The organism is Ancylobacter sp. 3268 (assembly GCF_031456575.1).
Classification (GTDB): domain Bacteria; phylum Pseudomonadota; class Alphaproteobacteria; order Rhizobiales; family Xanthobacteraceae; genus Ancylobacter.
In genome coordinates this window covers 53037-79991 of the sequence record NZ_JAVDUX010000010.1, presented here as the reverse complement: position 1 = coordinate 79991, position 26955 = coordinate 53037, and the positions used below count along the sequence as shown (strand labels likewise).

The window sequence follows — 26955 nt, the reverse complement described above, 5'->3', positions numbered from 1 at the left end:
CCCGATGACCTTCTCCCTTGCCGCGCTCGGCCCCGCGCTGCCCGAGATCCTGCTGGCGCTCGCCGCGCTGTTCCTGGTGCTGTTCGGCGCCATCGCCGGGCCGAAGTCGGTCGACACGGTGAACGGCCTGGCGCTCGCCACGCTGTTCGCCGCGCTGGTGCTGGTGCTGGTCGGCCCCGCCGAGCCGGCGGTGCTGTTCGGCGGCTCGTTCCAGGTCGATGCCTATGGCCGGTTCCTCAAGGTGCTGACCCTGCTCGGCTCCGGCGGCGCGCTCGCCATGTCGGTGGACTGGCTGAAGATCGAGAAGCAGAGCCGTTTCGAATTTGCGGTGCTCATTCTGCTCGCCACCCTCGGCATGATGATGCTGATCTCGGCCGGCGACCTCATCGCCCTTTATATGGGCCTCGAGCTGATGAGCCTGTCGCTCTACGTCATCGCCGCCAACAACCGGGATTCTGTGCGTTCCACCGAAGCCGGCCTGAAGTATTTCGTGCTCGGCGCCTTGTCGTCCGGCATGCTGCTTTACGGCGCCTCGCTGATCTACGGCTTCACCGGCTCGGTGAACTTCGCGAAGATCGCCGAAGCCGTGCATGAGCCGTCGCTCGGCCTCATCTTCGGCATCGTGTTCATGTTCGCCGGCCTGGCCTTCAAAGTGTCGGCGGTGCCGTTCCACATGTGGACGCCGGACGTCTATGAAGGCGCGCCGACCCCGGTGACCGCCTTCTTCGGCGCCGCGCCCAAGGTGGCGGCCATCGCCGTGTTCGTGCGCTTCACCATGGAGGCGCTGCCGAACGTCGTGCATCAGTGGCAGCAGATCGTCGTCTTCATCTCGCTGGCCTCGATGGTGCTCGGCGCCTTCGCCGCCATCGGCCAGAAGAACCTCAAGCGCCTGATGGCCTATTCCTCGATCGGGCATATGGGCTACGCGCTGGTCGGCCTCGCCGCCGGCACCGAGGAAGGCGTTCGCGGTGTGCTGGTCTATATGACCGTCTACATGGCGATGACGCTCGGCACTTTCGCCTGCATCCTCTCCATGCGCCGCAAGGACGGCATGGTCGAGAATTACGAAGACCTCGCCGGCCTCGCCCGCACCAGCCCGGTAAAGGCGTTCATGCTGGCGGCGCTGATGTTCTCGCTGGCCGGCATCCCGCCGCTCGCGGGCTTTCTCGCCAAGTACTACGTGTTCCTCGCCGCGATCCAGGCCGGGCTCTATACCCTCGCCGTGGTCGGCGTGCTGGCGAGCGTAGTGGGTGCCTTCTACTATCTGCGCATCGTCAAGGTGATGTATTTTGACGAACCCGCGACGCCGTTCGAACCGATGCCGGCCGAGTTGAAGGCAGTGCTGGCGGTGTCCGGCCTGTTCACCCTGCTGCTCTTCGTCTATCCCGCGCCGCTGCTCGCGGCCGCGGGGGTCGCGGCGAGGGCGCTCTTCTGAGCATGGACGCCGACCGATCCGGTACGCCGGTCGTCCGCTTCGACGAGATCGGCTCTACCAATGCGGAGGCGCTGGCCCGGGCAACCGGGGCCGGCGCCGGTTCCGTTCTGGCCCCCTGCTGGTTCGTGGCCACGCGCCAGACCGCCGGTCGCGGTCGGCGCGGCCGGCCCTGGGATTCGCGGCCGGGCAATCTCTATGCCTCGCTGCTTCTGATCGATCCCGCCCCGCCGGTGCGTCAGCCGGAGCTCTGCTTCGTCGCCGCGCTGGCACTTTATGACGCGGTACGCGCGGTCACCGGCATCGACCCCTTGCGCATCGGCGTGAAATGGCCGAACGACGTATTGATCGACGGCGGCAAGCTTGCCGGCATCCTCTTGGAAGGCACGAGGCTGGCGGACGGGCGCGGCGCGACGGTGATCGGCTTCGGCGTGAACTGCGCCCGTAGCCCCGACGATACGCCCTATCCGACGGCGAACCTGGAGAGTGCCGGTTTCCCGACCGAGCCGGAATCGCTGCGCCTGGCGCTCGATGCCGCGATGCGGGACCGGCTGGCACAGTGGGAGCGCGGCGAGGGTTTTTCGCGCACGCGCGAATCCTGGCTGCGCTGCGCGTTTGGCCTCGGCCGGCCGGTGACCGTTCGGCTGCAGGGGCGCGAGACCGAAGGCATATTCGAGGCGCTGGATTTTTCCGGCGCCCTGGTTCTGCGTCGCCCGGACGGCGTGCGCGAGACGATACGCGCCGGGGACATCTTCCCGTCAACGGCGGGACTTGGGTGATGAAAGGCAAGTGAGTGACAAAGTCTTCGGACGAGCTGGTTTTCGCCGCGCTGGGGGGCGTCGGCGAGATCGGCATGAATCTCGGGATCTACGGGTTCGGTCCGCGTCACAAGCGGCAGTGGCTGGTGGTGGATCTGGGCATCTCCTTCGCCGGACCCGATGTCCCGGGCATCGACATCATCATGCCGGACATCACCTTCCTCGACGCCGCGCGTGAGCGCATCGTCGGCTTGGTGCTGACCCATGGCCATGAGGATCATGTCGGGGCGCTGGTCGATCTGTGGCCGCGCCTCGGCTGCCCGGTCTACACGACGCCGTTCACCGCGGCATTGGCCGAGGCCCGCCGTCTGGGCGAGCCGGGCGCGCCGAAGATCCCGTTCCGCGTGGTGCCCTCCGGCGGGCGGGCGCAGATCGGACCGTTCGACGTCGAGTTCGTGCCCGTCGCGCATTCGATTCCCGATAGCCACGCGCTGGCCATCCGCACCTCGCTCGGCCTTGTGGTCCATACCGGCGACTGGAAGATCGATCCGACGCCGGTGGTCGGCAACGTCACCGACCCCGCCCGCTTCACCGCGCTCGGCGACGAGGGCGTGCGGGCGGTGATCTGCGATTCCACCAACGCCATCCGCGACGGTGTCTCTCCCTCCGAGGCCGAGGTCGGCCTGGTATTGGCCGACCTTATGCGCGCCTCGCCCAATCGCGTGGCGGTGACCACCTTCGCTTCGAATGTGGCACGCATCCGCTCGGTCGCGGAGGCGGCGCATTCGGTCGGGCGCGAGGTCGTGCTGGTCGGCCGCGCCATGGAGCGGGTGATCGCCGTGGCGCGCGAGCAGCGGCTGCTCGACGGGCTGCCGCCCTTCCGTTCGGTCGATGCCTATGGCTTCCTGCCGCGGGACAAGGTGGTGGCGATCCTCACCGGCAGCCAGGGCGAGCCGCGGGCGGCGCTGGCCCGCATTGCCGATGACGACCATCCGGAGATCGCGCTTTCCCCCGGCGATCATGTGATCTTCTCGTCCCGCACCATCCCCGGCAATGAGCGGGCGGTGAACCGCATCATCAACGCCCTGGTGCTCGAAGGCGTGAAGGTGACCACCGATCGCGACGCCCTCGTCCATGTTTCCGGCCATCCCCGCCGCGGCGAACTGGAGCAGATGTACCGGTGGCTGCGGCCGCGCATCTCGGTGCCGGTGCATGGCGAGCCGCTGCACCTCTCCGAACATGCCGATCTTGCCCGCCGCATGGGTGCCAAGCAGGTGGTGCGCATCGTCGACGGCGACATGGTGCGCCTCATCGGCGAGGATCCCGGCCACGATGCCGAGGTGATCGAGGAAATTCCGGTCGGCCGGCTTTACAAGGACGGCCAGGTGCTGGTCGGGGATGCCGACCCGGCGATCGCCGAACGCCGGCGGCTTTCCTTTGCCGGCGTGATCTCGGTGGCGGTGGCGATGACCGCCAAGGGCGATGTCGTCGGCGATCCGATGATCGACCTGACCGGCATTCCCCAGAGCGGAATCGGCGGCAAGCCGCTGGACGAGGTGGTGGAGGACGCGGTGCTGGATTGTCTCGACAATCTGCCCAAGCCGCGGCGGCGCGACCCGGACGCGGTGGCGGATACGCTCACCCGCGCCGTGCGTTCGCAGGTGAACGCCGCCTGGGGCAAGAAGCCGCTCTGCCATGTGCTGGTGATCACGGTATGAAGGACGCCGCCTGAGCGTAGCCGGGCGGGGAGAACTGTCATGATCGGTCGTCTCAATCATGTCGCCATCGCCGTGCCGGACCTTGGGGCGGCGACCGCTCTCTACCGCGACACCCTGGGCGCCAAGGTGTCGGCGCCGGTCGACCAGCCGGAACACGGCGTGACCACGGTGTTCATCGACTTGCCGAACACCAAGATCGAGCTGCTGGGCCAGCTGGGCGAAGGCTCGCCGATCGCCCGGTTCCTGGAGCGCAACCCGGATGGCGGCATTCACCACATCTGCTACGAGGTGGATGACATCCTCGTCGCCCGCGACCGGCTGACCGGCGCCGGCGCTCGGGTGCTGGGCCCCGGCGAGCCGCGCATCGGGGCGCATGGCAAGCCGGTGCTGTTCCTGCATCCCAAGGATTTCAACGGTACGCTCGTCGAACTGGAGCAGGCCTGAACCGTGTTCGGCATCGGCACCTATATCGCCATCTACTTTCTGGTCTGGTGGACGGTCATCTTCATGACGTTGCCGTTCGGGGTGCGCTCGCAGCACGAGGACGGCACGCCGCAGGATGGCACCGAGCCCGGCGCCCCCCAGCGCCCGCTGCTCATCCGCAAGGCCATCGCCACCACGCTGATCGCGGCGGTCATCGTCGGGCTCTTCGCCTTCCTGGTGGAGACCCACCGGCTGCGGCTCGACATGTTCCCGATGCCGTTCGCGGTCCGATGACGGCTCGGCGCTGAAAGACGTCGGTTCGGTGACAGCTGCCTGAACGGCGCGGGAAGAGGGCGCGTGCGTTCTTCGTGGAAGCTTTGGCGGGGGAGTCCAAGGCGATCGAACCGACCGGCTCGCCGCATAGCCAAGCGTGCACATCGTTCCAATCGGCAAAAAAAGAGGCGGGATCCACCGGATCCCGCCTTCTCTTTCTCATGGCCGCCCGCGCCTGGTTCCGTCCCGTTTTACGGTGATCTGCCAGGGGGCTTTCTTGCCGATCATTCCTCCCGAGACCCGGGCCGGACGCCGCGCGAGAGCGTGGACGGGCGGACCCCTTTCTTGAGGAAGCCAACATAGGCCGGAATCAATCGGCTTGTCATCCTTGCGCCGCAATAGATCGTTTGTGCAGCGCAATAGTCAAAAGTGCAGCCGGGGTGTGACAGCCGTTCAAATTGCCGTCGTCACAGGGCGCGGGCGAGGGGAGAGGCGGGGCAAGGGCTTGTCTTTTCGACGCCGATCCGGTTTCACTCGGCACCGTCTTTCCGGCCATCCGCGCCGGTCGAATCGAAAGTCTCGCTGATGCGCCTGTCCCGCTACCTCCTTCCCATCCTGCGCGAAGTCCCCAAGGAAGCCGAAATCGTCTCGCACCGGCTGATGCTGCGCGCCGGCATGGTCCGCCAGGAGAGCGCCGGCATCTATGCCTGGCTGCCGCTCGGCAAGAAGGTGCTGGACAAGATCTGCAACGTCATCCGCGAGGAGCAGAACCGCTCCGGCGCCATCGAGATCATGATGCCGACCATCCAGTCGGCGGATCTCTGGCGGGAAAGCGGACGCTATGACGACTACGGCAAGGAAATGCTCCGCATCAAGGATCGCCACGAGCGCGACATGCTCTACGGGCCGACCAATGAGGAGATGCTCACCGAGATCGTCCGCGCTTATGTGAAGTCCTACAAGGACCTGCCCCTGAACCTCTACCATATACAGTGGAAGTTCCGCGACGAGGTGCGCCCGCGCTTCGGCGTCATGCGCTCGCGCGAGTTCCTGATGAAGGACGCCTATTCGGTCGATCTCGATTTCGACAATGCGGTCATCGCCTATAACCGCATGTTCGTCGCCTATCTGCGCACCTTTGCCCGACTGGGGCTGAAGGCAATCCCGATGGTGGCCGATACCGGGCCGATCGGCGGCAATCACAGCCATGAATTCATCATTCTCGCCTCCACCGGCGAGAGCGAGGTGTTCTGCCACGCCGACTATCTCGACATGGCGCCGCCCCCCGCCGGCATCGATTTCCGCGATCCCGCGGCGCTGCAGGCGACGGTCGACCAGTGGACCAGCCTCTACGCCGCCACCGAGGAGAAGCACGACGTCGCCGCGTTCGAGGCCGTCGAGGAAGGCAAGCGGCTCTCCGCCCGCGGCATCGAGGTCGGCCACATCTTCTATTTCGGTACCAAATATTCCGAGCCGATGGGCGCCAAGGTGACCGGCCCCGACGGCGTCGAGCGCCCGGTGCATATGGGCTCCTACGGCATCGGCCCCTCGCGGCTGGTGGCGGCGATCATCGAGGCGTCGCATGACGAGAACGGCATCATCTGGCCGGACGCCATCGCGCCCTTCAAGGTCGGCATTCTCAACCTCAAGGTCGGCGATGCGGCGACCGACGCGGCCTGCGAGCAGATCTATGCGGCGCTGACCGCCCAAGGCGTCGACGTCCTCTATGACGATACCGAGGAGCGTCCCGGTTCGAAATTCGCCACGGCCGATCTCATCGGTCTGCCCTGGCAGATCATTGTCGGGCCGAAGGGGCTCGCGGCCGGCACGGTGGAACTGAAGCGCCGAGCGGACGGTGCGCGCGAGAATCTGTCGGTCGAGTCTGCGCTCGCCCGCGTTCTCGGCTGAGCCGGAAGGCGGCGGAGGCGAGATGGCGTTCAAGAGCGCAGCGAAGAATCCGGCGGGCAAGACCTCCGGCAAGGAAGACGTCCGGACGAAGGCGGCCGCGGAGCCTTCCGGCACGCGGCCGTTCAGCGCCTTCGAATGGATGCTGTCGCTGCGCTATCTGCGCGCCCGCCGCAAGGAAGGCTTCATCTCGGTCATCGCCGGCTTCTCCTTCCTCGGCATCATGCTGGGTGTGGCGACACTGATCATCGTCATGGCGGTGATGAACGGCTTCCGTACCGAGCTCCTGTCGAAGATCCTCGGCCTCAACGGCCACCTGCTGGTGCAACCCATCGACAGTCCGCTGACGGACTACGAGGCGGTCGCCATGCGGATCGCCGGCGTGCCGGGCATCAAGCTGGCCGTGCCGCTGATCGAGGGGCAGGCGCTGGCCTCCTCGGCCTTCAACGCCTCGGGCGTGCTGGTGCGCGGCATCTCGGAAGGCAATCTGCGGGCGCTGCCCTCGATCGCCGCGAACATCCGCGAGGGCACGCTGCAGGGCTTCGATCAGGGCGAGGGCATTGCCATCGGCAAGCGGCTCGCCGACCAGCTCTCGCTGCACGCCGGCGACAACATGACCCTGGTCTCGCCGCGCGGGGCGGTGACGCCGATGGGCACCAGCCCGCGCATCAAGGCGTACCGGATCGCCGCGATCTTCGAGATCGGCATGTCGGAATATGACGGCGCCTTCGTGTTCATGCCGCTACCGGAGGCGCAGGCCTATTTCAACAAGGATGGCGACGTCACTGCCATCGAGGTCTACACCGACAATGCCGACGCCATGGACACGTACCGGGCCGCGGTGCAGCAGGCGGCGCAGCGGCCGGTCTACATCGTCGACTGGCGGCAGCGAAACGCCACCTTCTTCAACGCGCTGCAAGTCGAGCGGAACGTGATGTTCCTCATCCTGACGCTGATCGTGGTGGTGGCGGCGTTCAACATCGTCTCCGGCCTTAACATGCTGGTGAAGGACAAGGGCCGCGACATCGGCATCCTGCGCACCATGGGCGCCTCGCGTGGGGCGATCATGCGCATCTTCCTGGTCACCGGCGCGGCGATCGGCGTGGTCGGCACTCTGGCCGGCTTCCTGCTCGGCCTCGTCGTCTGCCTGAATGTCGAGGAGATCCGTCAGTTCATCTCCTGGCTGACCGCGACCGAGCTGTTCTCGCCGGAGCTCTATTATCTCTCGCGCCTGCCGGCGGAGATGAATGCCGGCGAGACCACCTCGGTGGTGATCATGGCGCTGGTGCTGTCCTTCCTCGCTCCGCTCTACCCGTCCTGGCGCGCCGCGCGCCTCGATCCGGTGGAAGCGCTGCGCTATGAGTGAGGCGAGAATGGCCGCCGCATTGCGCCTTCAGGGCATCGACCGCCGTTACGTTCAGGGCGAGGGCACGCTCGAGATCCTGCGCAGCGCCGATTTCGAGGTGATGGAGGGGCAGTCGGTGGCCCTGGTCGCGCCCTCCGGTACCGGCAAGTCGACGCTGCTGCACATCGCCGGCCTTCTGGAGCATCAGGACTCCGGCGAGGTGTATATCGGCGATCAGCCCACCGCCGGCCTCGCCGATGCCGATCGCACGCGTATCCGCCGCACCGATATCGGCTTCGTCTACCAGTTCCATCATCTCCTTCCCGAGTTCTCGGCGGTGGAGAATGTGATGATGCCGCAAATGATCCGCGGCCTGGCGAAGCGCGAGGCGGCGGCACGCGCCAAGGAACTGCTGAGCTATCTCGGCCTCGGCAAGCGGCTGGAGCACCGGCCCGGCGAGCTTTCCGGCGGCGAGCAGCAGCGCGTGGCCATTGCCCGGGCAGTGGCCAATGCGCCGCGCGTGCTGCTGGCGGACGAGCCGACCGGTAATCTCGATCCGCACACCGCCGACCACGTCTTCCACGCGCTGCAGCAACTCGTCGAGGCGACCGGGCTGGCGGCCGTGATCGCCACCCACAATCTCGATCTTGCCGCGCGCATGCACCGCCGCGTGACCCTGCATGACGGGGGCGTCGCCGAACTCGCCTGACATACGGAGATTTCCGGTTGCCGGCGCGGTTATTGGTCTTACTATTTCGGGACATGTACGGACGCCCCTGAGGAGCGCCCCCCGGATGGACTTGCCGTGGCTTGATCATCTGTCGATGCTATCCCTCGCCGTGCTGGCCGCGGTGATGCTGATCGCCGCGCTGCGCCTGTTCGGCACCCGGCATGTACCGGTGACCGCCGAGCAGCAACTGGCGGGGGACGGGGATTACGATTACGCGGTCGACCATGTGGAGGCGCACCAGGCGAGCCTCGACCGCTTCTCGGCGCTCGCCACGACGCCCTCGGGCTATGATTGCGTCGCCGAGCTGGTGCCGGAAACCTCTCGGGCCCGCGATGCGGTGCAGATCCGGGTGGTGGTCGACGGGGCCACGGTCGGCACGATCGGCCGCAAGGAAGTGCGGACCTTCATGGCGGCGATGAACGGCAAGCCGGCACGCTGCGACGCCCTGATCGTCGCCCCGCGCGACGCCGCCCGGCACCTGTCGGTGCGGCTCGACCTCGCCTGGCCGCCGCGTATCTCCTGACGCATTGCCGACGATTCGAGGAATCGCGTTAGCGGTTCCGCAACCAACCACAAGAACACAAAGAGAACAAAGCTTGACCTGAGGCCGTTTATCCCCGATGTTCTCCCTATGTTCCATATCGTCATGTCGCAAGGGAGATCGTCATGATCCGCATCCTGTTTCAGGAAGTCGCCGCGCTGTCCTCCATCGGCCTGTTCGTGGCGATGATCGGCACCTGGGCCGGCGTGTTCGCCGGCATCGGAGGATGACGGGGACAGACCCGTCGCTCACGCAGACGCGGGTGGACGCCGGTGGCCGCCCTCCTCACGATGAGCGCTTGTGAGTCGCGAGCGGGAGAAGCAACATGGCCGAGGCGGATGTCGGGTTCGTCCATCTCCACGTCCATTCCTCCTTCTCGCTGCTGGAGGGGGCGCTGCCGGTCGGCAAGCTTGCCGAACTGGTCAAGAAGGACCGGCAGCCCGCCATCGCCCTGACCGATACCGGCAACCTGTTCGGGGCGCTGGAATTTTCCGAAAAGATGGCCGGTGCCGGCATTCAGCCCATCGTCGGCTGTTCGCTCGCCATCGATTTCGGCGATCAGGCCGGTCGGGGGCCTGCGCATGCCCAGCGCCCGCGCATCGTGCTGCTCGCCGCCGACAAGACCGGCTGGGGTCATCTGATGGAGCTGGTGTCGCGCTCCTATCTGGACACCGCCGATGACGGCGCCCCCCATATCAAGATGGAATGGCTGGAGGCGCACCATGCGGGGCTCATCGCCCTCACCGGCGGGCCTTCCGGTCCGATCGACAAGGCCTTGGCGCTCGGAGCGCCGGATGTGGCCTCCCAGCGGCTGGAGGCGCTGAAGACGCTGTTCGGCGACCGGCTCTATGTCGAGATCCAGCGCCACGGCATCGGCGAGGAGCGACGGGTTGAGCGCGCGCTCATCGAGCTCGCCTACCGCCTGCAGCTGCCGCTGGTGGCGGCCAATGAGCCGTTCTTCGCCTCCCAGGATGATTATGAGGCGCATGATGCGCTGATCTGCATCGCCGAGGGGCGCCTGGTGGCCGAGGACGGCCGCCGCCAGCTCACCCCCCAGCATCGCTTCCGCACCCGCGCGGAAATGATGGAGTTGTTCGCCGATCTTCCCGAGGCGCTCGCCAACACCATCGAGGTCGCGCGGCGCTGCGCCTATCGCCCGCGCACCGTGAAGCCGATCCTGCCGCGCTTCACCATGGAACGTGACGAGGCCGAGGAACTACGCGTGCAGGCGGAGGAGGGGCTCGCCGCCCGGCTTGCCGTGCACGGCCCGGCGCCGGGGCTGACGGAGAAGGACTATCACGAGCGGCTCGCCTTCGAGCTCAGCATCATCGAGAAGATGAAGTTCCCCGGCTACTTCCTGATCGTGTCGGACTTCATCAAATGGGCGAAGGCGCACGGCATCCCGGTGGGGCCGGGGCGTGGCTCCGGTGCCGGCTCGCTGGTCGCCTATTCGCTCACCATCACCGACCTCGATCCGTTGCGCTTCGGCCTGCTGTTCGAGCGCTTCCTGAACCCCGAACGCGTGTCGATGCCGGATTTCGATATCGACTTCTGCCAGGAACGACGTGACGAGGTGATCCGCTACGTGCAGCAGCGCTACGGCCGCAGCCAGGTGGCGCAGATCATCACCTTCGGTACGCTGCAGGCGCGCGGCGTGCTGCGCGACGTTGGCCGTGTGCTGGAAATGCCCTATGGCCAGGTCGACAAGCTCTGCAAGCTGGTGCCGCAGAACCCCGCCAACCCGGTGACGCTGAAGCAGGCGATCAATGACGAGCCGCGCCTGCAGGCCGAGGCCGAAGCCAATCCGGTGGTGAAGCGCGCCTTCGACATCGCCACCCGCCTCGAAGGGCTGAACCGCCACGCCTCGACCCACGCCGCCGGCATCGTGATCGGCGACCGGCCGCTGGCGCAACTGGTGCCGCTCTATCGAGACCCGCGTTCCGATATGCCGGTGACGCAGTACAACATGAAATGGGTCGAGCAGGCCGGGCTGGTGAAGTTCGACTTCCTGGGCCTGAAGACGCTCACCGTGTTGCAGACGGCGGTCCGGCTGATCGCCCAGCGCGGCATCGAGCTCGATCTCGGCACCATCCCGCTCGACGATGCCGGCAGTTACGCCATGCTCACCCGTGGCGAGACGGTCGGGGTGTTCCAGGTGGAAAGCGCCGGCATGCGGCGTGCCCTCGTCGACATGAAGCCGGACCGGTTGGAGGACATCATCGCCTTGGTGGCGCTGTATCGTCCGGGCCCGATGGCCAACATCCCGGTCTATTGCGCGGTGAAGAACGGGCAGGAGCAGGCTGTCTACGCCCATCCCGCGCTGGAGGGCAGCCTCAAGGAGACCTACGGCGTCATCATCTACCAGGAACAGGTGATGCAGATCGCCCAGACCCTGTCGGGCTATTCGCTCGGCGAGGCGGACCTGCTGCGCCGTGCCATGGGCAAGAAAATCCGCGCCGAGATGGACAAGCAGCGCGAGCGCTTCGTCGACGGCGCGGTGGAGCGTGGGGTGCCCAAGGCCAAGGCCTCGGAGATCTTCGACCTGCTCGCCAAGTTCGCCGATTACGGCTTCAACAAGAGCCACGCGGCGGCCTATGCGCTGGTGTCGTACCAGACCGCCTATCTGAAGGCGAACTACCCCACCGAGTTCCTCGCCGCCTCGATGACGCTCGACATGGGCAACACCGACAAGCTGGCGGAATTCCGCCAGGATGCGCAGCGGCTCGGCATCACGGTGGTGCCGCCGTCGGTGAACCATTCGGGCCGCGAATTCGCGGTGAAGGACGGGCGCATCCTCTACGCGCTCGCCGCCATCAAGGGCGTCGGCCTGCAGGCGGTGGACGCCATCGTCGAGGCGCGGGGCGACCGGCCGTTCAAGGATCTGGCCGATTTCGCCGCCCGCATCAACGCCAAGGCGCTCAACAAGCGCACCATGGAGAGCCTCGTGAACGCCGGCGCCTTCGACACGCTGGAGCCGAACCGCGCCCGCGCCGCGGCCGCCATCGAGGCGGTGCTCGGCCATGCGGCGGCGGCCGGCGCCGAGGCGGCGCTCGGGCAGGGCAACATGTTCGGCGGGCCGTCGATGGCGGCGGATCTGCGCATCCCCAATGTCGAGGCGTGGCTGCCGGCGGAGAAGCTGCAAAAGGAATACGACGCCATCGGCTTCTTCCTCACCGGCCACCCGCTCGATGATTACGGCAAGGCGCTGGAGCGTTTCCGCGTGCAGCGCTGGAGCGACTTCTCCCGCTCGGTGCGCGCCGGCGCCACCGCCGGGCGGCTGGCCGCCACCGTGGTGAGCAAGCAGGAGCGCCGCACCAAGACCGGCAACAAGATGGGCATTGTCGGCCTGTCCGATCCCTCCGGCCAGTTCGAGGCGGTGCTGTTCTCCGAATCGCTGAACCAGTTCCGCGACCTGCTGGAGCCGGGGAGGGCGCTGCTGCTCCACGTCGCCGCCGAGTTGCAGGGCGAGGATGTCCGCGCCCGCATCCAGACCTGCGAGCCGCTCGACCAGGCTGCCTCCAAGATGCAGAGGGCACTGCGCATCTTCCTGCGCTCGCCCGATCCGCTGGAAAGCGTGGCGTCGCGGCTCGGCTCGCTCGGCGGCGGGCGCGGCGACGGCGAGGTGGCCATCGTGCTGCTGCTCGGCGAGCGCGGCGAGACCGAGGTCGAGGTGAAGCTTCCCGGCCGCTTCGGTCTCTCCCCGCAGATCGCCGGCGCCATCAAGGCGGTGCCCGGCGTGGTGGCGGTGGAGATGCATTAGAGCGGCCGGCCGCCTTCGCAGAAGTGCGCTCCGGTAGCGGGATGGCGTTACGCTTCCGTCAGGGCGGCGCGCAGGGTGCCGCTGCGGCCATCGCTCTTGCCTAACACCGCCACCTCGCGTATATGCCGCGCCATCCCGCACGCGGACTTCGCGGCCGGGCTCTCTTCCTATGGTCGAGGCCCATGGCCGCTCCGGTGTCGATGCCGAATTCCCGGCACGGCCATGTCCGCGGAGGCTAACCGGAAGAGAGATGACCATGGCACTTCCCGATTTCACCATGCGTCAGCTGCTTGAAGCTGGCGTGCATTTCGGCCATCAGTCCCACCGCTGGAACCCGAAGATGGCTCCGTTCATCTTCGGCACCCGCAACAACATCCACATCATCGACCTCGCCCAGACGGTGCCCTCGCTGGCCCGTGCGCTGCAGGTGGTGTCCGACACCGTGGCCCGCGGCGGCCGCGTGCTGTTCGTCGGTACCAAGCGCCAGGCGGCCGATGCGGTGGCCGATGCGGCCAAGCGCTCGGCGCAGTATTATGTCAATTCCCGCTGGCTCGGCGGCATGCTGACCAACTGGAAGACCATCTCGCACTCCATCGCCCGCCTGAAGAAGCTCGAAGAGCTGCTCAATGCCGGCGAAGGTGTGGGCTACACCAAGAAGGAGCGCCTGACGCTCCAGCGCGAGAAGGAAAAGCTCGATCGCGCCCTTGGCGGTATCCGCGACATGGGCGGCCTGCCGGATTTGCTGTTCGTGATCGACACCAACAAGGAAGACCTCGCCGTCGCCGAAGCGCGTCGCCTGGGCATCCCGGTTGCGGCGATCCTCGACACCAACTGCGACCCGGACGGCATCTCCTATCCGGTGCCGGGCAATGACGACGCCGGCCGCGCCATCAACCTCTATTGCGACCTGATCGCCCGTGCCGCCATCGACGGCATCGGCCGCGCCCAGGGCGATTTCGGTGTCGATATCGGCGCCGCCGAAGTGCCTCTGATCGAGGACCTTCCCGCCGAGACCACCTGGTCGAGCTTCGAGCCGCTGTCCGGCCCGCGTGGCCCGGCCGACGACCTGAAGAAGCTGACCGGCGTTTCCCCGGCCATCGAGAAGAAGCTGACCGACCTCGGCATCTTCCACTTCTCGCAGATCGCCGGCCTCGACGCCGCCGATGCGCACCGGATCGGCGAAGAAGTCGGCCTGCCGGGCCGTGTCGATGGCTGGGTCGCCCAGGCCAAGGAGCTGACCGCCGAGGTCGAGTGACCGGGGCGGAAGAAGTCTCGCGGCGGCGATATGGGCTGCCGTTCGGATCGTGAAGTCGCGGCCGGCCCGGAACCCTCCGGCCGGCCGTGTCGTCAAATGACACATGCACGAATGATACGTCGCAGCGGACACCTGCGAATCGTGTCGATTGGAATGAGGAACGGGATATGGCCAACATCACCGCGGGCATGGTGAAGGAGCTGCGCGAGAAGACCGGCGCGGGCATGATGGACTGCAAGAACGCGCTGAACGAGGTCGAGGGCGACATCGAGGCCGCCATCGACTGGCTGCGCAAGAAGGGCCTCGCCAAGGCCGCCAAGAAGGCCGGCCGCGTCGCCGCCGAGGGCCTGATCGGCCTCGCACTGGCCGGCACCAAGGGCGTGGTAGTCGAGGTGAACTCCGAGACCGACTTCGTCGCCCGCAACGAGCAGTTCCAGGCGCTGGTGCGCAACATCGCCCAGGTGGCGCTCGCCGCCGGCGACGATGTCGCGGCGATCGGCGCGGCGGCCTATCCGGCCGGCGGCACCGTCAGCGAGGCGATCTCCAGCGCCGTCGCCACCATCGGCGAGCATATGAACCTGCGCCGCGCCAAGGAGCTGTCGGTGAGCGAAGGCGTCGTCGCCAGCTACATTCACGGCTCGGTGGGCGACGGCCTCGGCAAGATCGGCGTGCTGGTCGCGCTGGAATCGACCGGCAAGGCCGATGAGCTCGCCGCGCTCGGCCGCCAGATCGCCATGCATGTCGCCGCCGCCAACCCGCAGGCGCTCGACGCCGCCGGCATCGACGCCGACATCGTCGCCCGCGAGCGCGGCGTGCTGGCCGAGAAGGCCAAGGCCTCCGGCAAGCCGGACAACGTCGTCGAGAAGATCGTCGAGAGCGGCCTGAAGACCTTCTACAAGGAAGTCACGCTGGTCGAGCAGGCCTTCATCCACGAGCCCTCCAAGACCGTCGCCCAGGCGGTGAAGGAGAGCGAGGGCAAGGTCGGCGCGCCGGTGAAGATCACAGGCTTCGTGCGCTTCGCCCTCGGCGAAGGCGTCGAGAAGCAGGAGAGCGACTTCGCCGCCGAGGTCGCCGCCGCCGCCGGCGCCTGAGACGCAGAACGCGTTTGTTGATAAGACCACGCCGGGGGCGCCAGCAGCGCGTCCGGCGTGTTTTATTGTGGCGGCGCGGTTGGGCGTCGCGCGAAGAGTGAAAAGGTGCCTCATGTCGCAGTCGGCGGAACCGCAGGAAATCCATTACCGGCGGGTGCTGGTGAAGGTGTCCGGTGAGGCGCTGATGGGCAGCGAGGCCTTCGGCCTGCACTGGCCGACCATCGAGGGCATCGCCCGCGATCTCGTCGATGCCCGGAAGTCCGGCGCGGAAGTGGCGGTCGTCGTCGGAGGCGGCAACATTCTGCGCGGCGCCAGCGTCGCCGGCCGAGGCCTCGACCGCGCCACCGCCGATCATATGGGCATGCTGGCCACGGTGATGAACGCGCTGGCGCTGGAGAAGGCGATCGAGGAGGCCGGCTCGCCGGCCCGCACGCTCTCCGCCATTCCGATGCCCACCATCTGCGAGCCCTATGCCCGCCAGACCGCCTCCCGGCACCTTTCGCGCGGGCGCATCGTCGTGCTGGCCGGCGGCACCGGCAATCCGTACTTCACCACCGATACCGGCGCGGTGCTGCGCGCCGCCGAGCTCGAATGCGACGCGGTGATGAAGGCGACCAATGTCGACGGCGTCTACACCGCCGATCCCAAGCGGGATCCGGCCGCCACCCGCTACGAGCGGCTCACCCATGACGAGGCGCTCGCCAAGGATCTCAAGGTGATGGACGCCGCCGCCTTCGCGCTGGCGCGCGAGGCCAAGCTGCCGATCATCGTCTTTTCCATCCGCCAGCCCGGCGCCATCGAGGACGCCGTGCGGGGAAGGGGCCGCTCCACCACCGTCGCGCCGTAGCCGGACGCCGCCGGCGCCCGTCTCCATGCCGCGCTGCGGCATGCAATAAGGCGCCTGCGCGCTTGCCTCGCGCGTCAAACCATCTGATATAGCCGGGTCCGGCCGCTTGCGGCGCTGGCGCCGCTCTGAGCGGGCAGCGTTGTGAGCCCGGTGCAGCAAGAAGAGGGTTCGCTATGAGCACTGGTTCGATCGATATTGCCGATCTTAAGCGCCGCATGCAGGGCGCCATCGGCGTCCTTAAGCAGGAACTGAGCGGCCTGCGTACCGGACGCGCCTCCGCGAGCCTCCTGGAGCCGATCCAGGTGGACGCCTATGGCGCCCATATGCCGCTCAACCAGTGCGCCTCGGTCAATGTGCCGGAGCCGCGGCTGCTCTCGGTGCAGGTCTGGGATCGCAGCATGGTGTCGGCGGTGGAGAAGGCGATCCGCGATTCCAATCTCGGCCTCAACCCGCAGACCGAGGGCCAGGTGATCCGGGTGCGCATTCCCGAACTCACCCAGGATCGCCGCCAGGAACTGGTGAAGGTCGCCCACAAATATGCGGAAGCGGCCAAGGTCTCGGTGCGCCATGTGCGCCGCGACGGCATGGACAGCCTGAAGAAGGCGGAGAAGGACGGCGATATCAGCGCCGACGAGCAGACCCGCCTGTCGGATCAGGTGCAGAAGGCCACCGACCAGTCGATCGCCGAGGTCGACCAGGTGCTGGCGGCCAAGGAAAAGGAAATCCTGGCGGTTTGAGCGCAGGCTAGGCGACGGCGCGGAGTTGGCCTCCTTGAAGATCGCGAAGTTCGACGCGTCAGACGATGCACCGAGCGAGGACGGGCAGCCGGTGGCGGCGGAGCCCGCCCGGCCGGTGCCGCGGCATGTCGCCATCATCATGGATGGCAATGGCCGCTGGGCGACGTCGCACGGCCTGCCGCGCTTCGAGGGGCATCGTCGCGGCGTCGAGGCGGTGCGACGCACCATCGCCGCCGCCATCGAGCTCGGCATCGAGGCGCTGACCGTGTTCAGCTTCTCCAGCGAGAACTGGACCCGCCCCGAGGGCGAGGTCGACGAGCTGATGGGGCTGCTGAAGCTGTTCATCCGCAGCGATCTTCGGGATCTCCACACCCGCAATGTGCGGGTGCGCATCCTCGGCGAGGGGCATCCGCGCGACGGCGAGATCCAGGCGATGCTGCGCGAGGCGGAGAGCCTGACCGCCGGCAATACCGGCCTCACACTGGCCGTCGCCTTCAATTACGGCTCGCAGAACGAGATCGCGCGGGCCGCCCGCACATTGGCGCTGGAAGTGGCGGCCGGGCGGTTGGCGCCGGAGGACATCACCCCGGCGCGGCTCGCCGGCGCGCTCGATACGGCCGGCCTGCCGCCGCTCGATCTGCTCATCCGCACCAGCGGCGAGCAGCGTCTGTCGAATTTCCTGCTCTGGCAGGCGGCTTATGCCGAACTCGTCTTCCTCCCGGTGCTGTGGCCGGATTTCGACCGCGGATGGTTCGAACAGGCGCTGGCCGAATTCGCCTCCCGCGAGCGGCGATTCGGCGGCCTCGATACGGCGGGGCGTTCGTGAGTTGACCATCGGTGCCGATTTTCTGCCTCGTCTCGGCTCGGCGCTGGTGCTGGGTCCGCTGGTCATCGGCGCCGCGGCCTGGGGTGGGCGGCCTTTCGTGCTGCTGTGCTTCCTCGCCAGCCTGATGCTGCTGCGGGAATGGGCCAAGATGGTGTGCCTGCCGCGCCTGCCCGGCGTTCTCGCGCTCGGCGGCGGCGGCCTTGCCTGCGCCCTTTTCGCCCTGGTCGCGGGGCCGCCCATGCTGATCCTGGCGCTGCCGGCCGGCGCGCTCGCGGGGGCGCTCATCGTGCGCGGCGGGCCGACGATGCGGCTGTGGGCGATGCTCGGCGTGGTCTATGCCGGTGCGCTCGCCTTCTCGCTCACCTTGCTGCGCCTCGATCCCGCCTTCGGGCTGGTCGCGGTGATCTGGCTGCTGGCGGTGGTATGGACCACCGACATCGCCGCCTATTTCTGCGGGCGCCTCATCGGCGGGCCGAAGCTGTGGCCGCGCGTCAGCCCCAACAAGACCTGGTCGGGCGCTGTTGGCGGCGTGCTGTTCGCGGTGGGGGCGGGCATGCTGACGGTGTGGCTCGCCGGCATCGACTCCTCGCTGCTCGCTGCCCCGGCGGCCTTCGCCGCCAGCGCCTGCAGTCAGGCCGGCGATCTGTTCGAATCGAGCATGAAACGCCGGTTCGGCGTGAAGGATTCGGGCCATCTCATTCCCGGCCATGGCGGGCTGATGGACCGGCTGGACGGGCTGGTGGTGGCGGCGGTGCTCGCCTGCCTCATGGGCCTCGTGCGCGATCCCGCTTCGCCGGCCGCCGGCCTGCTGGTGTGGTGAGGGGGGCGGGGAACCGCGCCGCAAATGTGGCAGGCTGCCGTTTCTCTGCCAAACTTGGCAGCGACATCATGGACGGCAACATCCCGGGCGAGCCGATCGCGGCCCGGGTCCAGGCGCAGATGAGGAAAACGCAATGAGTGTACTCTCTTCGATGGGCGGCGGCGCCGAATGGCTGCTCGGCTATCTCATCCCGTTCCTCTTCGTGCTGACCATCGTGGTGTTCTTCCACGAGCTCGGGCATTTCTGGGTGGCGCGGCGCGCCGGGGTGCGGGTGGTGGCGTTCTCGATCGGCTTCGGGCCGGAGATCGTCGGCTTCAACGACCGGCACGGCACGCGCTGGAAGCTTTCGGCGATACCGCTCGGCGGCTATGTGAAGTTCCTCGGCGACGACAACGCCGCCTCGACGCCGGACCGCAACGGCCTCTCGCAAATGACCGAGGCCGAGAAGAAGGTGAGCTTCTTCCACAAATCCGTCGGCGCCCGCGCGGCCATCGTCGCGGCCGGCCCGATAGCCAATTTCATTCTCGCCATCGTCATCTTCGCCGGCCTGTTCATGACGGTCGGACGGCAGGTGGCGACGCCGCGCGTCGATGCCATCCAGGCCGGCAGCGCCGCCGAGAAGGCCGGCTTCCAGCCGCATGACCTGATCCTGTCGATCGATGGCGCGCCGATCGAATCCTTCGGCGACATGCAGCGCATCGTCTCGGCCAGCGCCGACGTGCCGCTCCGCGTGGAAATCGACCGCGGCGGCGAGAGGCGCACGCTGTCCGCGACGCCGGACCGCCGCGAGATCACCGATTCCTTCGGCAATGTGCACCGCATCGGCGTGCTCGGCATCTCCCGCTCCACCGGTGCGGGCGAGGTGACGACCCAGCGATTCGGCCCGGTCGAGGCGGTCGGCCTGGCCGGCAAGGAGGTGTGGTTCATCGTCGAGCGCACCTTCTCCTATCTCGGCGGTGTGGTGACGGGACGCGAATCCGCCGACCAACTGGGCGGGCCGATTCGCATCGCCCAGGTGTCCGGGCAGGTGGCGACGTTCGGGATCGGCGCGCTTTTGCAGCTGGCGGCGGTTCTGTCGGTTTCGATCGGTCTTCTTAACCTCTTCCCCGTACCTTTGCTGGATGGCGGACACCTGATGTTCTACGCCATCGAAGCGCTGCGCGGCCGTCCGCTCAGCGATCGGGCGCAGGAGGTCGGTTTCCGCATCGGGCTTGCTTTGGTACTGATGCTCATGCTGTTCGCTACGTGGAATGATATTCTCAATATTTCAAAATCTTGACGCCCCTCTGCCAAGCGTTGCCGGTGTGCCACGGCGGCGGGAAAAGGCGATGGGGCGACGGGAGCTTCGTTTGCAGGCCTGGCAAAAGCTTGTACAAGCGGAGCGCTGGGTGAAAGATCGCGCCTGCCTTCGCTTGCGTGGGCGGTGCCGGCGTCAGAACAACGGTAAGGTTGCGCACCAAATGGCTGTAAGTGTCCGGTTCGTGAGTAAGATGTCTTCGGTCCTGGGCATCGTCGCCCTGGTGGCCGTGGCAGGGGTTGCCGGATCCATTGTCGCGCCTGTTAGCGCCGTTGCGCAGACGGCGAATTCCATCATTGTCGAGGGCAATCGTCGCGTCGACGCGGAGACGGTCCGTTCCTATTTCGGCACGCCGCCGCTGACGCCCGCCAAGATCGACGAGGGCCTGAAGGCGCTCTACGCCACCGGCCTTTTCTCCGATGTGCGCGTCTCCAATCGCGGCGGTCGCCTGGTGGTGAGCGTCGAGGAGAACGAGGTGATCAACCGCGTTGCCTTCGAGGGCAACAGGAAGGTCAAGGACGAGCAGCTCGCCGGAGAGGTGCAGTCCAAGGCCCGCGCGCCGTTCTCCAAGACCACGGTGCAGGCCGATACCCAGCGCATCATCGAGGTTTATCACCGCGCCGGCCGCTACGACGTGCGCGTCGAGCCGAAGACCATCGATCGCGGCCAGGGGCGTGTCGATCTGGTGTTCGAGATCACCGAGGGCGAGAAGCTCGGCGTCGCCGAGATCAAGTTTGTCGGCAACAAGTCGTTCTCCGACTGGAAGCTCAAGGACGAGCTGACCACCACCGAGTCCAACTGGCTGTCGTGGCTGAAGAATACCGACGTCTATGACGTCGACCGCATCAATTCCGACCAGGAGCTGCTGCGCCGCTTCTATCTGAAGAACGGCTATGCCGACTTCCGCATCGTGTCGGTGACCGCCGACCTCGATCGCAAGAAGGAAGGCTTCGTCATCACCTATGTGCTGGACGAGGGGCAGCAGTACCGCGTCGGCACCGTCGATGTCGTCTCCAGCATCAAGGACGTCGACCCGGCTCGCATCCGTTCCGCGCTGCGTGTGGCCAAGGGGCAGGTCTACAACGCCGAGCTGGTCGAGAAGTCGGTCGAGAACGCCACCATCGAGGTGTCGAAGAGCGGCTACGCCTTCGCCCAGGTCCGTCCGCGCGGCGACCGCAACCCCGAGGCGCGCACCATCTCGCTGGTGTTCGCGGTGGAAGAGGGTCCGCGCGTCTATATCGAGCGCATCGAAATCCGCGGCAATACCCGCACCCGCGACTGGGTCATCCGCCGCGAGTTCGATCTCGCCGAGGGCGACGCCTATAACCGCGTGCTGGTCGATCGCGCCGAGCGCCGCCTGCGCAATCTCGGCTTCTTCAAGGACGTTAAGATTTCCAACGAGCCGGGCTCGGCGCCGGACCGGGTGATCCTGGTCGTGCAGGTCGAGGACCAGCCCACCGGCGAGTTCTCCATCTCCGGCGGCTATTCCAGCTCGGACGGCTTCATCGGCGAAGTGGCGGTCTCGGAGAAGAACTTCCTCGGTCGTGGTCAGTTCGTCCGCCTCGCCGGCACGCTCGGCGAGAACGTCCAGGGCATCGATTTCAACTTCACCGAGCCCTATTTCCTCGACTATCGCATCGCGGCCGGCTTCGATCTTTCCTATCGCGAGACCGATTCGAGCAGCTACAGCCCGTACAACACCACGACGGGCGGCGGCACGCTGCGCGTCGGCCTGCCGCTCACCGACGAGCTGACCCTCGGCCTGCGCTACACCCTGTCGCAGAAGGAGATCTCGATCGATGAGGACGACATCGCCACCTATGGTCAGATCTCCTGGGCGCTGCTCGAGGTGAACAACGACCCGGCGATCACCTCGGCGATCGGCTACACGCTCAGCTACAACATGCTGGACAACAACATCGACCCGACGAACGGCTACCTGCTGGAGTTCAAGCAGGACCTCGCCGGCCTCGGTGGCGATGTGAACTACATCCGCTCCACCTTCGATGCGCGCTGGTATCTGCCGGTGTTCGGCGACGTGGTGCTGATGCTGCGCGGACAGGCGGGCAATGTCTCCTCCTGGGGCGGCGAGGACCTGCGCATCCTCGACAACTTCTTCAAGGGCCCGGACCTGGTCCGCGGCTTCGAGTCGAACGGCATCGGTCCGCGCGACCTGGCGTCCGGCCTGGATGGTTCCGATCCGGATGCGCTTGGCGGCACGCTCTACTGGGGCACCACGGCGGAACTGCAGTTCCCGCTGTCCTTCCTGCCGAAGGAAGTGGGTCTGAAGGCCGCTTTGTTCGCCGATGCCGGTTCGCTGTGGGATTACCAGGGCAACACCACCTTCGAGAACATCGCCGGCTGGCAGGACAACCTGGTGGACTGCAGCGCGCTTGAAGGCTCCTCGACCAAGGGCATGAACAATGTCTGCGTCGCCGACAGCGACTCCATCCGCTCCTCGGTCGGCGTCAGCCTGATCTGGAAGTCGCCCTTCGGCCCGCTGCGCTTCGATTACGCCTGGGTGCTGTCGAAGGAGTTCTACGACCAGGAACAGGCGTTCCGCTTCAGCGGCGGCACCCGTTTCTGAGGTCCACGCCCGATCATTGGCGGCCATATCTTTGGCGGATTACGACGGCCCGGCTCCCCCCGGGCCGTCGGTTCATTGGACGACAGGCATATCCGGCACGATGCAGTCAGCGGCTGATCCGATCTTTCACCGTCCGGTGCGCAGCTTTTCCCTCGAAGAGCTCTGCGCGCTGGTGGGCGGGCAATTCTCCGACCCCTCGCACGGGGCGCGGCAGGTCATGGATGTGGCCTCGCTGGAAGATGCCGGCCCCGGCGACATCAGCTATATGGACGGGGCCCGCTTCGTGCCGGCGCTCGCCGAAACCCGCGCCGGTTTCTGCCTGATCGGCGAACGCTTCCTGGGCTCGGTGCCGGCCGGCGTGGTGCCGGTGGTGGTGAAGCGGCCGCATGCGGCCTTCGTCGCCATCTCCCGCGCGCTCTATCCCGCCTCGCTGCGTCCCGCCTCGGTGTTCGGCCAGTCCGGCGTCGCGGCCGGCGCGGTGGTGCACCCGCAGGCGCGGCTGGAGGACGGCGTCACCGTCGATCCTGGCGCGGTGATCGGACCGGGCGCCGAGATCGGCGCCGGCAGCATCGTCGCCGCCGGCGCGGTGATCGGGCCGGGGGTGCGCATCGGCCGCGACTGCACCATCGGTGTCGGGGCGAGCGTGCTGCACGCGCTGCTCGGCGACCGGGTGGTGCTGCATCCGGGGGTGCGCATCGGCCAGGACGGCTTCGGCTATGTCGGCGGTGCCGGCGGCCACGCCAAGGTGCCGCAGATTGGCCGGGTGATCGTACAGAACGACGTCGAGATCGGCGCCTCGACCACGGTCGATCGCGGCGGCCTGCGCGACACGGTGATCGGCGAGGGCACCAAGATCGACAATCTCGTGCAGATCGCCCACAACGTGGTGATCGGCCGGCATTGCGTGATCGTCTCCCAGACCGGCATCGCCGGCAGCGCCACGCTGGGCGATTTCGTGGTGCTGGGCGGGCAGGTCGGGGTGATCGGCCATGTCCGCATCGGCGACGGGGCGAAGATCGCGGCCACCAGCAATGTGAAGGACGACGTCCCGCCGGGCGTCGAATGGGGCGGTTCGCCGGCACAGCCGATGCGGGACTGGTTCCGGGAAGTGATGGCGATCCAGCGCCTTGCCCGGGCCGATCGCGGCGCCGGGCGGAGCGCGGACGAAGGACGGAAGAACCCATGAGCGAACAGGCCGCCACCACACTCGGCGCTGCGGATATACTGAAGATCCTCGCCGTATTGCCGCACCGCTACCCGTTCCTGATGGTCGACAAGATCGTCGACATCGAGGGTGACAAGCGCGCGGTCGGCGTCAAGAACGTCTCCGCCAATGAGCCGCATTTCCAGGGCCATTTTCCGGAGAATCCGGTCATGCCCGGCGTGCTCATCCTCGAGGGCATGGCGCAGACGGCGGGGGCCGTCTGCCTGTTGCAGCGTGCCGAGGGCGGCAAGCCGTCGCTGGTCTATTTCATGACCATCGACAAGGCGAAGTTCCGGCGGCCGGTGGTGCCGGGCGACGTGCTGGAGTACCACATGATGCAGATCGCCAAGCGTCGCAACATGTGGTGGTTCCGTGGCGAGGCCAAGGTGGACGGTCAGCTGGTGGCCGAAGCCGAGGTCGGCGCGATGATCGCCCACGACGGCGGGCGCAAGTGATGGGGTCCTCCGTGCGTATTCACCCGACTTCCATCGTCGAGGACGGCGCCGTGCTCGGCGACGGCGTCGAGATCGGTCCTTTCTGCACCGTCGGCCCCAATGTCGAGCTGGCCGCCGGCGTGCGCCTCGTCTCGCACGTCGTGGTGGGCGGCCACACCCGGATCGGCGCGGGAACCGAGGTCTACCCGTTCGCCTCGCTCGGCCTGCCGCCGCAATCGGTGCACTATAAGGGCGAGCCGTGCCGGCTGGTCATCGGCGAGGGCTGCATCATCCGCGAGCATGTGACGATGAACATCGGCACCGCCGGCGGCCACATGGAGACCCGCGTCGGGGCGCATGGCTTCTTCATGGTCGGCAGCCACGTCGCGCATGACTGCGTGATCGGCGAGCGGGTGGTGTTCGCCAACAATGCGACGCTGGCCGGCCATGTCACGGTGGGCGACAACGTGTTCATCGGCGGGCTCGCCGCGGTGCACCAGTTCACCCGCATCGGCGATGGCGCGATGATCGGCGGCATGTGCGGCGTGCATTTCGATGTGATTCCGTTCGGCCTGATGATGGAGGGACATCCGGGGCTGCGGTCGCTCAACTATACCGGGCTGAAACGTCGCGGCCTGTCGCTGCAGCAGCGCCGCCAGCTGCAGGACGCCTATCGCGAACTGTTCTATGGCGCCGGCACGCTCGCCCAGCGCACCGACCGTGTGGCGGAGCGCTTCGAAGAAGACGCCAATGTCATGCGGATCGTCGCTTTCGTCCGTAGCGCCGGCAAGCGCCGCCTCACGGTTCCCGCCGATGCCGACGATCATGGCGTCGAGTCCCACGCGGACTGATCCCGCCCCGGCCGAGGCCGGCGGCGAGCCGCTCGCCATTCTGTGCGGCGGCGGGGCGTTTCCGCTGGCGGTGGCTCACGCGGCGCGCCGGGCCGGGCGATCCGTGCAGATCTTCGCGCTGCGCGGCCACGCCGATCCCGGTGTCGCGGCCTTCCCGCATGTGTGGATCGGCCTCGGCCAGTACGGCAAGCTGAAGGCGGAGCTGCGACGGCGCGGCTGCCGCGACGTGGTGTTCATCGGCAACGTGCTGCGCCCGCGCCTGCGCGACATCAAGCTCGACTGGCAGACGGTACGATTATTGCCGCGCATCGTCGGCATGCTGCGCGGCGGCGACAACCACCTGCTGTCAAATATCGGCCGGCTGTTCGAGCGGGACGGGTTCCGCCTGCTCGGCGCGCATGAGGTCGCCCCCGACATTCTGGTGCCGGCCGGCCGGCTCGGCCGCAAGGCTCCCGACCGGGCGATGCTCGATGACATCGAGATCGGCCGCCGGGCACTGACGACGATGGGGCCGCTGGATATCGGCCAGGGCGTGGTGGTGATCAACCGCCATGTGGTGGCGGTCGAGGCCGCCGAGGGCACCGACCTGATGCTGCGCCGCTGTGCCGAGTTGCGCGAGAACGGCCGTGTCCGCGCGCCGACCGCGTCCGGCGTGCTGGTCAAGGTGCCGAAGATCGACCAGGACCGCCGCTTCGACTTGCCTTCGCTCGGCGTGCTGACGGTCGAGGGCGTGGCGCGGGCCGGGCTGGCCGGCATCGCGGTCGAGGCGGGCGGCGTCATCGCTGCCGACCTTCCCGCCATCATCGCCGCTGCGGATGCCGCCGGCCTGTTCGTCTACGGCTTCGAACCGGCAGGCGCGACATGACCGGGAGCGCGCCGCGTCGCATCTTTCTCATCGCCGGCGAGGAATCCGGGGATGTCCTTGGCGCCGGGTTGATGCGCGAATTACGGGCGCTGGCCGGCGAGGAGATCGCCTTTCTCGGCGTCGGCGGTCCGGGCATGGAGGCGGAAGGCCTCCGCTCGATCTTCCCGATCGACGATATCACCGCGATGGGGTTCGGCCAGGTGATTGCCGGCCTGCCGCGGATCCTGCGCCGCATGCGCGATGCCGCCGATGCGGTGGTGGCGGCGCGCCCCGACGTGCTGGTGCTGATCGACGCGCCGGATTTCACCCATCGTGTCGCCCGCAAGGTACGGGCGCGGCTGCCGGACCTGCCGATCGTCAAATATGTCGCGCCGACCGTGTGGGTGTGGCGGCCGGGCCGGGCGCGGGCGATGAAGCCGGATGTCGACCGGGTGCTCGCGGTGCTGCCCTTCGAGCCGGCAGCGATGGCCAGGTTCGGCGGGCCGCCGACGACCTATGTCGGCCACCCGCTGCTGGACGAGATCGACCGGCTGCGCCCCGATCCGCAGGAGGCCGCCCGCCGCGAGGCGGCCCCGCCGCGGGTGCTGGTGCTGCCCGGCAGCCGGCGCGCCGAGATCGCGCGCCTCGGCGTCGCCTTCGGCGAGGTGCTCGATTTGCTGCGCCAGGAGATCCCGGATGTCGAGCTGGTGCTGCCGACCCTGCCGCGCCGGCTGGCGCAGGTTCGCGAGATGGTGGCAGGCTGGCCGGTGCAGCCGCGCATCGTCGTCGGCGAGGAGGAGAAGCTGGCGGCGTTCCGTAGTGCCCGGGCGGCGCTCGCGGCCTCGGGCACGGTGACGCTGGAACTGGCGCTTGCCGGCATTCCCACCGTCGCCGCCTATCGCATCGGCTGGCTGGAGGGACGGATCGCGCCTTTCCTTTTGCAGATCACCACGGCGATCCTGCCGAACCTGATCCTGTCGGAGAAGGCGATGCCGGAATATCTGCAATGGCATATCGACCCGCCGACGATGGCGGCCCAGCTTGCGCGCCTCATCGCCGGCGGCGAGGAACGCCAGGCTCAGCTCGCGGCCTTCTCGCGCCTCGACGCCATCATGGGGGTGGAAGGCGACAAGCCGAGCCGCCGCGCCGCCGCCGCGGTGCTGGAGACCATGCGGGCCGGGCGCGGCTGAAAAGCCGGCCGGGACTTTCATCGAGCAAAAACATGACCGGACGGATCTTCCGTAGCCGGCTGTGTAGCCCAGGATCTTGATTTTGCT

The 26955-nt window shown here is 67.5% G+C and carries 23 protein-coding genes; all 23 read left to right on the top strand.

What is annotated here, in order from left to right; genetic code table 11:
- Nucleotides 1–4: 4 nt before the first annotated feature.
- The 23 genes from nuoN (at nucleotide 5) to lpxB (ending at nucleotide 26868) form a co-directional block, all read left to right on the top strand.
- Nucleotides 5–1435, top strand: a complete 1431-nt coding sequence (nuoN, locus tag J2X65_RS15140; protein ID WP_310202442.1) for an NADH-quinone oxidoreductase subunit NuoN — start codon at nucleotides 5–7, stop codon at nucleotides 1433–1435.
- Between the two features lie 2 nt (nucleotides 1436–1437).
- On the top strand, nucleotides 1438–2211 hold the full coding sequence (locus J2X65_RS15135) for a biotin--[acetyl-CoA-carboxylase] ligase (protein ID WP_310202440.1): 774 nt from the start codon (nucleotides 1438–1440) through the stop codon (nucleotides 2209–2211).
- Nucleotides 2212–2225: 14 nt separating this feature from the next.
- Nucleotides 2226–3908 carry a ribonuclease J gene (locus J2X65_RS15130; RefSeq protein WP_404977722.1) on the top strand — a complete coding sequence of 561 codons (1683 nt, stop codon included), beginning with the start codon at nucleotides 2226–2228 and terminating at the stop codon, nucleotides 3906–3908.
- Between the two features lie 39 nt (nucleotides 3909–3947).
- A complete protein-coding gene (gene mce / locus J2X65_RS15125) occupies nucleotides 3948–4352 on the top strand; it encodes a methylmalonyl-CoA epimerase (RefSeq protein WP_310202438.1) in 405 nt (134 codons plus the stop codon).
- Nucleotides 4353–4355: 3 nt separating this feature from the next.
- Nucleotides 4356–4625 (top strand): DUF1467 family protein, encoded by a 270-nt coding sequence (locus tag J2X65_RS15120; RefSeq protein WP_310202436.1) that lies wholly within the window; start codon nucleotides 4356–4358, stop codon nucleotides 4623–4625.
- A 564-nt stretch (nucleotides 4626–5189) separates the two neighbouring features.
- Complete coding sequence (gene proS, locus J2X65_RS15115) at nucleotides 5190–6512, top strand: proline--tRNA ligase (protein WP_310202434.1); 1323 nt, start codon at nucleotides 5190–5192, stop codon at nucleotides 6510–6512.
- 139 nt (nucleotides 6513–6651) lie between these two features.
- Nucleotides 6652–7875 carry a lipoprotein-releasing ABC transporter permease subunit gene (locus tag J2X65_RS15110; RefSeq protein WP_310202766.1) on the top strand — a complete coding sequence of 408 codons (1224 nt, stop codon included), beginning with the start codon at nucleotides 6652–6654 and terminating at the stop codon, nucleotides 7873–7875.
- 7 nt (nucleotides 7876–7882) lie between these two features.
- A complete protein-coding gene (locus J2X65_RS15105; RefSeq protein ID WP_310202432.1) occupies nucleotides 7883–8563 on the top strand; it encodes an ABC transporter ATP-binding protein in 681 nt (226 codons plus the stop codon).
- Nucleotides 8564–8648: 85 nt separating this feature from the next.
- Nucleotides 8649–9107 carry a hypothetical protein gene (locus J2X65_RS15100; protein WP_310202430.1) on the top strand — a complete coding sequence of 153 codons (459 nt, stop codon included), beginning with the start codon at nucleotides 8649–8651 and terminating at the stop codon, nucleotides 9105–9107.
- Nucleotides 9108–9450: 343 nt separating this feature from the next.
- Nucleotides 9451–12885 (top strand): DNA polymerase III subunit alpha, encoded by a 3435-nt coding sequence (gene dnaE / locus J2X65_RS15095; RefSeq protein WP_310202428.1) that lies wholly within the window; start codon nucleotides 9451–9453, stop codon nucleotides 12883–12885.
- 256 nt (nucleotides 12886–13141) lie between these two features.
- Nucleotides 13142–14140: a 30S ribosomal protein S2 gene (locus J2X65_RS15090; RefSeq protein ID WP_310202426.1), complete on the top strand. Its 999-nt coding sequence runs from the start codon at nucleotides 13142–13144 to the stop codon at nucleotides 14138–14140.
- A gap of 167 nt (nucleotides 14141–14307) precedes the next feature.
- Complete coding sequence (tsf, locus tag J2X65_RS15085; protein WP_310202424.1) at nucleotides 14308–15231, top strand: translation elongation factor Ts; 924 nt, start codon at nucleotides 14308–14310, stop codon at nucleotides 15229–15231.
- Nucleotides 15232–15343: 112 nt separating this feature from the next.
- A complete protein-coding gene (pyrH, locus tag J2X65_RS15080) occupies nucleotides 15344–16078 on the top strand; it encodes a UMP kinase (RefSeq protein WP_310202422.1) in 735 nt (244 codons plus the stop codon).
- Nucleotides 16079–16251: 173 nt separating this feature from the next.
- A complete protein-coding gene (gene frr / locus J2X65_RS15075; RefSeq protein WP_310202420.1) occupies nucleotides 16252–16815 on the top strand; it encodes a ribosome recycling factor in 564 nt (187 codons plus the stop codon).
- 115 nt (nucleotides 16816–16930) lie between these two features.
- A complete protein-coding gene (locus J2X65_RS15070) occupies nucleotides 16931–17641 on the top strand; it encodes an isoprenyl transferase (RefSeq protein WP_404977725.1) in 711 nt (236 codons plus the stop codon).
- A 1-nt stretch (nucleotide 17642) separates the two neighbouring features.
- On the top strand, nucleotides 17643–18461 hold the full coding sequence (locus tag J2X65_RS15065) for a phosphatidate cytidylyltransferase (protein WP_310202418.1): 819 nt from the start codon (nucleotides 17643–17645) through the stop codon (nucleotides 18459–18461).
- A 133-nt stretch (nucleotides 18462–18594) separates the two neighbouring features.
- Complete coding sequence (gene rseP / locus J2X65_RS15060) at nucleotides 18595–19740, top strand: RIP metalloprotease RseP (protein WP_310202416.1); 1146 nt, start codon at nucleotides 18595–18597, stop codon at nucleotides 19738–19740.
- Between the two features lie 211 nt (nucleotides 19741–19951).
- Entirely contained in the window at nucleotides 19952–22345 is a 2394-nt protein-coding gene (bamA, locus tag J2X65_RS15055; protein WP_310202414.1) for an outer membrane protein assembly factor BamA, read from the top strand.
- Nucleotides 22346–22445: 100 nt separating this feature from the next.
- Complete coding sequence (gene lpxD, locus J2X65_RS15050; protein WP_310202412.1) at nucleotides 22446–23531, top strand: UDP-3-O-(3-hydroxymyristoyl)glucosamine N-acyltransferase; 1086 nt, start codon at nucleotides 22446–22448, stop codon at nucleotides 23529–23531.
- Entirely contained in the window at nucleotides 23528–24004 is a 477-nt protein-coding gene (fabZ, locus tag J2X65_RS15045; RefSeq protein WP_310202411.1) for a 3-hydroxyacyl-ACP dehydratase FabZ, read from the top strand. The genes lpxD and fabZ overlap by 4 nt, the downstream gene beginning before the upstream one ends.
- Nucleotides 24004–24834: an acyl-ACP--UDP-N-acetylglucosamine O-acyltransferase gene (gene lpxA / locus J2X65_RS15040; protein WP_310202762.1), complete on the top strand. Its 831-nt coding sequence runs from the start codon at nucleotides 24004–24006 to the stop codon at nucleotides 24832–24834. Before fabZ ends, lpxA begins: the two co-directional genes overlap by 1 nt.
- Complete coding sequence (locus J2X65_RS15035; RefSeq protein ID WP_310202409.1) at nucleotides 24809–25699, top strand: UDP-2,3-diacylglucosamine diphosphatase LpxI domain-containing protein; 891 nt, start codon at nucleotides 24809–24811, stop codon at nucleotides 25697–25699. The genes lpxA and J2X65_RS15035 overlap by 26 nt, the downstream gene beginning before the upstream one ends.
- The gene (gene lpxB / locus J2X65_RS15030) at nucleotides 25696–26868 is read left to right on the top strand and encodes a lipid-A-disaccharide synthase (protein WP_310202407.1); all 1173 of its coding nucleotides are present in this window, start codon (nucleotides 25696–25698) and stop codon (nucleotides 26866–26868) included. The genes J2X65_RS15035 and lpxB overlap by 4 nt, the downstream gene beginning before the upstream one ends.
- Nucleotides 26869–26955: the final 87 nt, after the last annotated feature.

Coding starts and splice junctions, on each gene's coding strand:
- lpxB (WP_310202407.1), top strand. CDS start 25,696: ATGACCGGGAGCGCGCCGCGTCGCATCTTTCTCATCGCCGGCGAGGAA.
- fabZ (WP_310202411.1), top strand. CDS start 23,528: ATGAGCGAACAGGCCGCCACCACACTCGGCGCTGCGGATATACTGAAG.
- nuoN (WP_310202442.1), top strand. CDS start 5: ATGACCTTCTCCCTTGCCGCGCTCGGCCCCGCGCTGCCCGAGATCCTG.
- J2X65_RS15090 (WP_310202426.1), top strand. CDS start 13,142: ATGGCACTTCCCGATTTCACCATGCGTCAGCTGCTTGAAGCTGGCGTG.
- lpxA (WP_310202762.1), top strand. CDS start 24,004: ATGGGGTCCTCCGTGCGTATTCACCCGACTTCCATCGTCGAGGACGGC.
- tsf (WP_310202424.1), top strand. CDS start 14,308: ATGGCCAACATCACCGCGGGCATGGTGAAGGAGCTGCGCGAGAAGACC.
- J2X65_RS15135 (WP_310202440.1), top strand. CDS start 1,438: ATGGACGCCGACCGATCCGGTACGCCGGTCGTCCGCTTCGACGAGATC.
- pyrH (WP_310202422.1), top strand. CDS start 15,344: ATGTCGCAGTCGGCGGAACCGCAGGAAATCCATTACCGGCGGGTGCTG.
- rseP (WP_310202416.1), top strand. CDS start 18,595: ATGAGTGTACTCTCTTCGATGGGCGGCGGCGCCGAATGGCTGCTCGGC.
- frr (WP_310202420.1), top strand. CDS start 16,252: ATGAGCACTGGTTCGATCGATATTGCCGATCTTAAGCGCCGCATGCAG.
- J2X65_RS15100 (WP_310202430.1), top strand. CDS start 8,649: ATGGACTTGCCGTGGCTTGATCATCTGTCGATGCTATCCCTCGCCGTG.
- J2X65_RS15105 (WP_310202432.1), top strand. CDS start 7,883: ATGGCCGCCGCATTGCGCCTTCAGGGCATCGACCGCCGTTACGTTCAG.
- proS (WP_310202434.1), top strand. CDS start 5,190: ATGCGCCTGTCCCGCTACCTCCTTCCCATCCTGCGCGAAGTCCCCAAG.
- J2X65_RS15035 (WP_310202409.1), top strand. CDS start 24,809: ATGGCGTCGAGTCCCACGCGGACTGATCCCGCCCCGGCCGAGGCCGGC.
- dnaE (WP_310202428.1), top strand. CDS start 9,451: ATGGCCGAGGCGGATGTCGGGTTCGTCCATCTCCACGTCCATTCCTCC.
- mce (WP_310202438.1), top strand. CDS start 3,948: ATGATCGGTCGTCTCAATCATGTCGCCATCGCCGTGCCGGACCTTGGG.
- bamA (WP_310202414.1), top strand. CDS start 19,952: ATGTCTTCGGTCCTGGGCATCGTCGCCCTGGTGGCCGTGGCAGGGGTT.
- J2X65_RS15110 (WP_310202766.1), top strand. CDS start 6,652: ATGCTGTCGCTGCGCTATCTGCGCGCCCGCCGCAAGGAAGGCTTCATC.
- lpxD (WP_310202412.1), top strand. CDS start 22,446: ATGCAGTCAGCGGCTGATCCGATCTTTCACCGTCCGGTGCGCAGCTTT.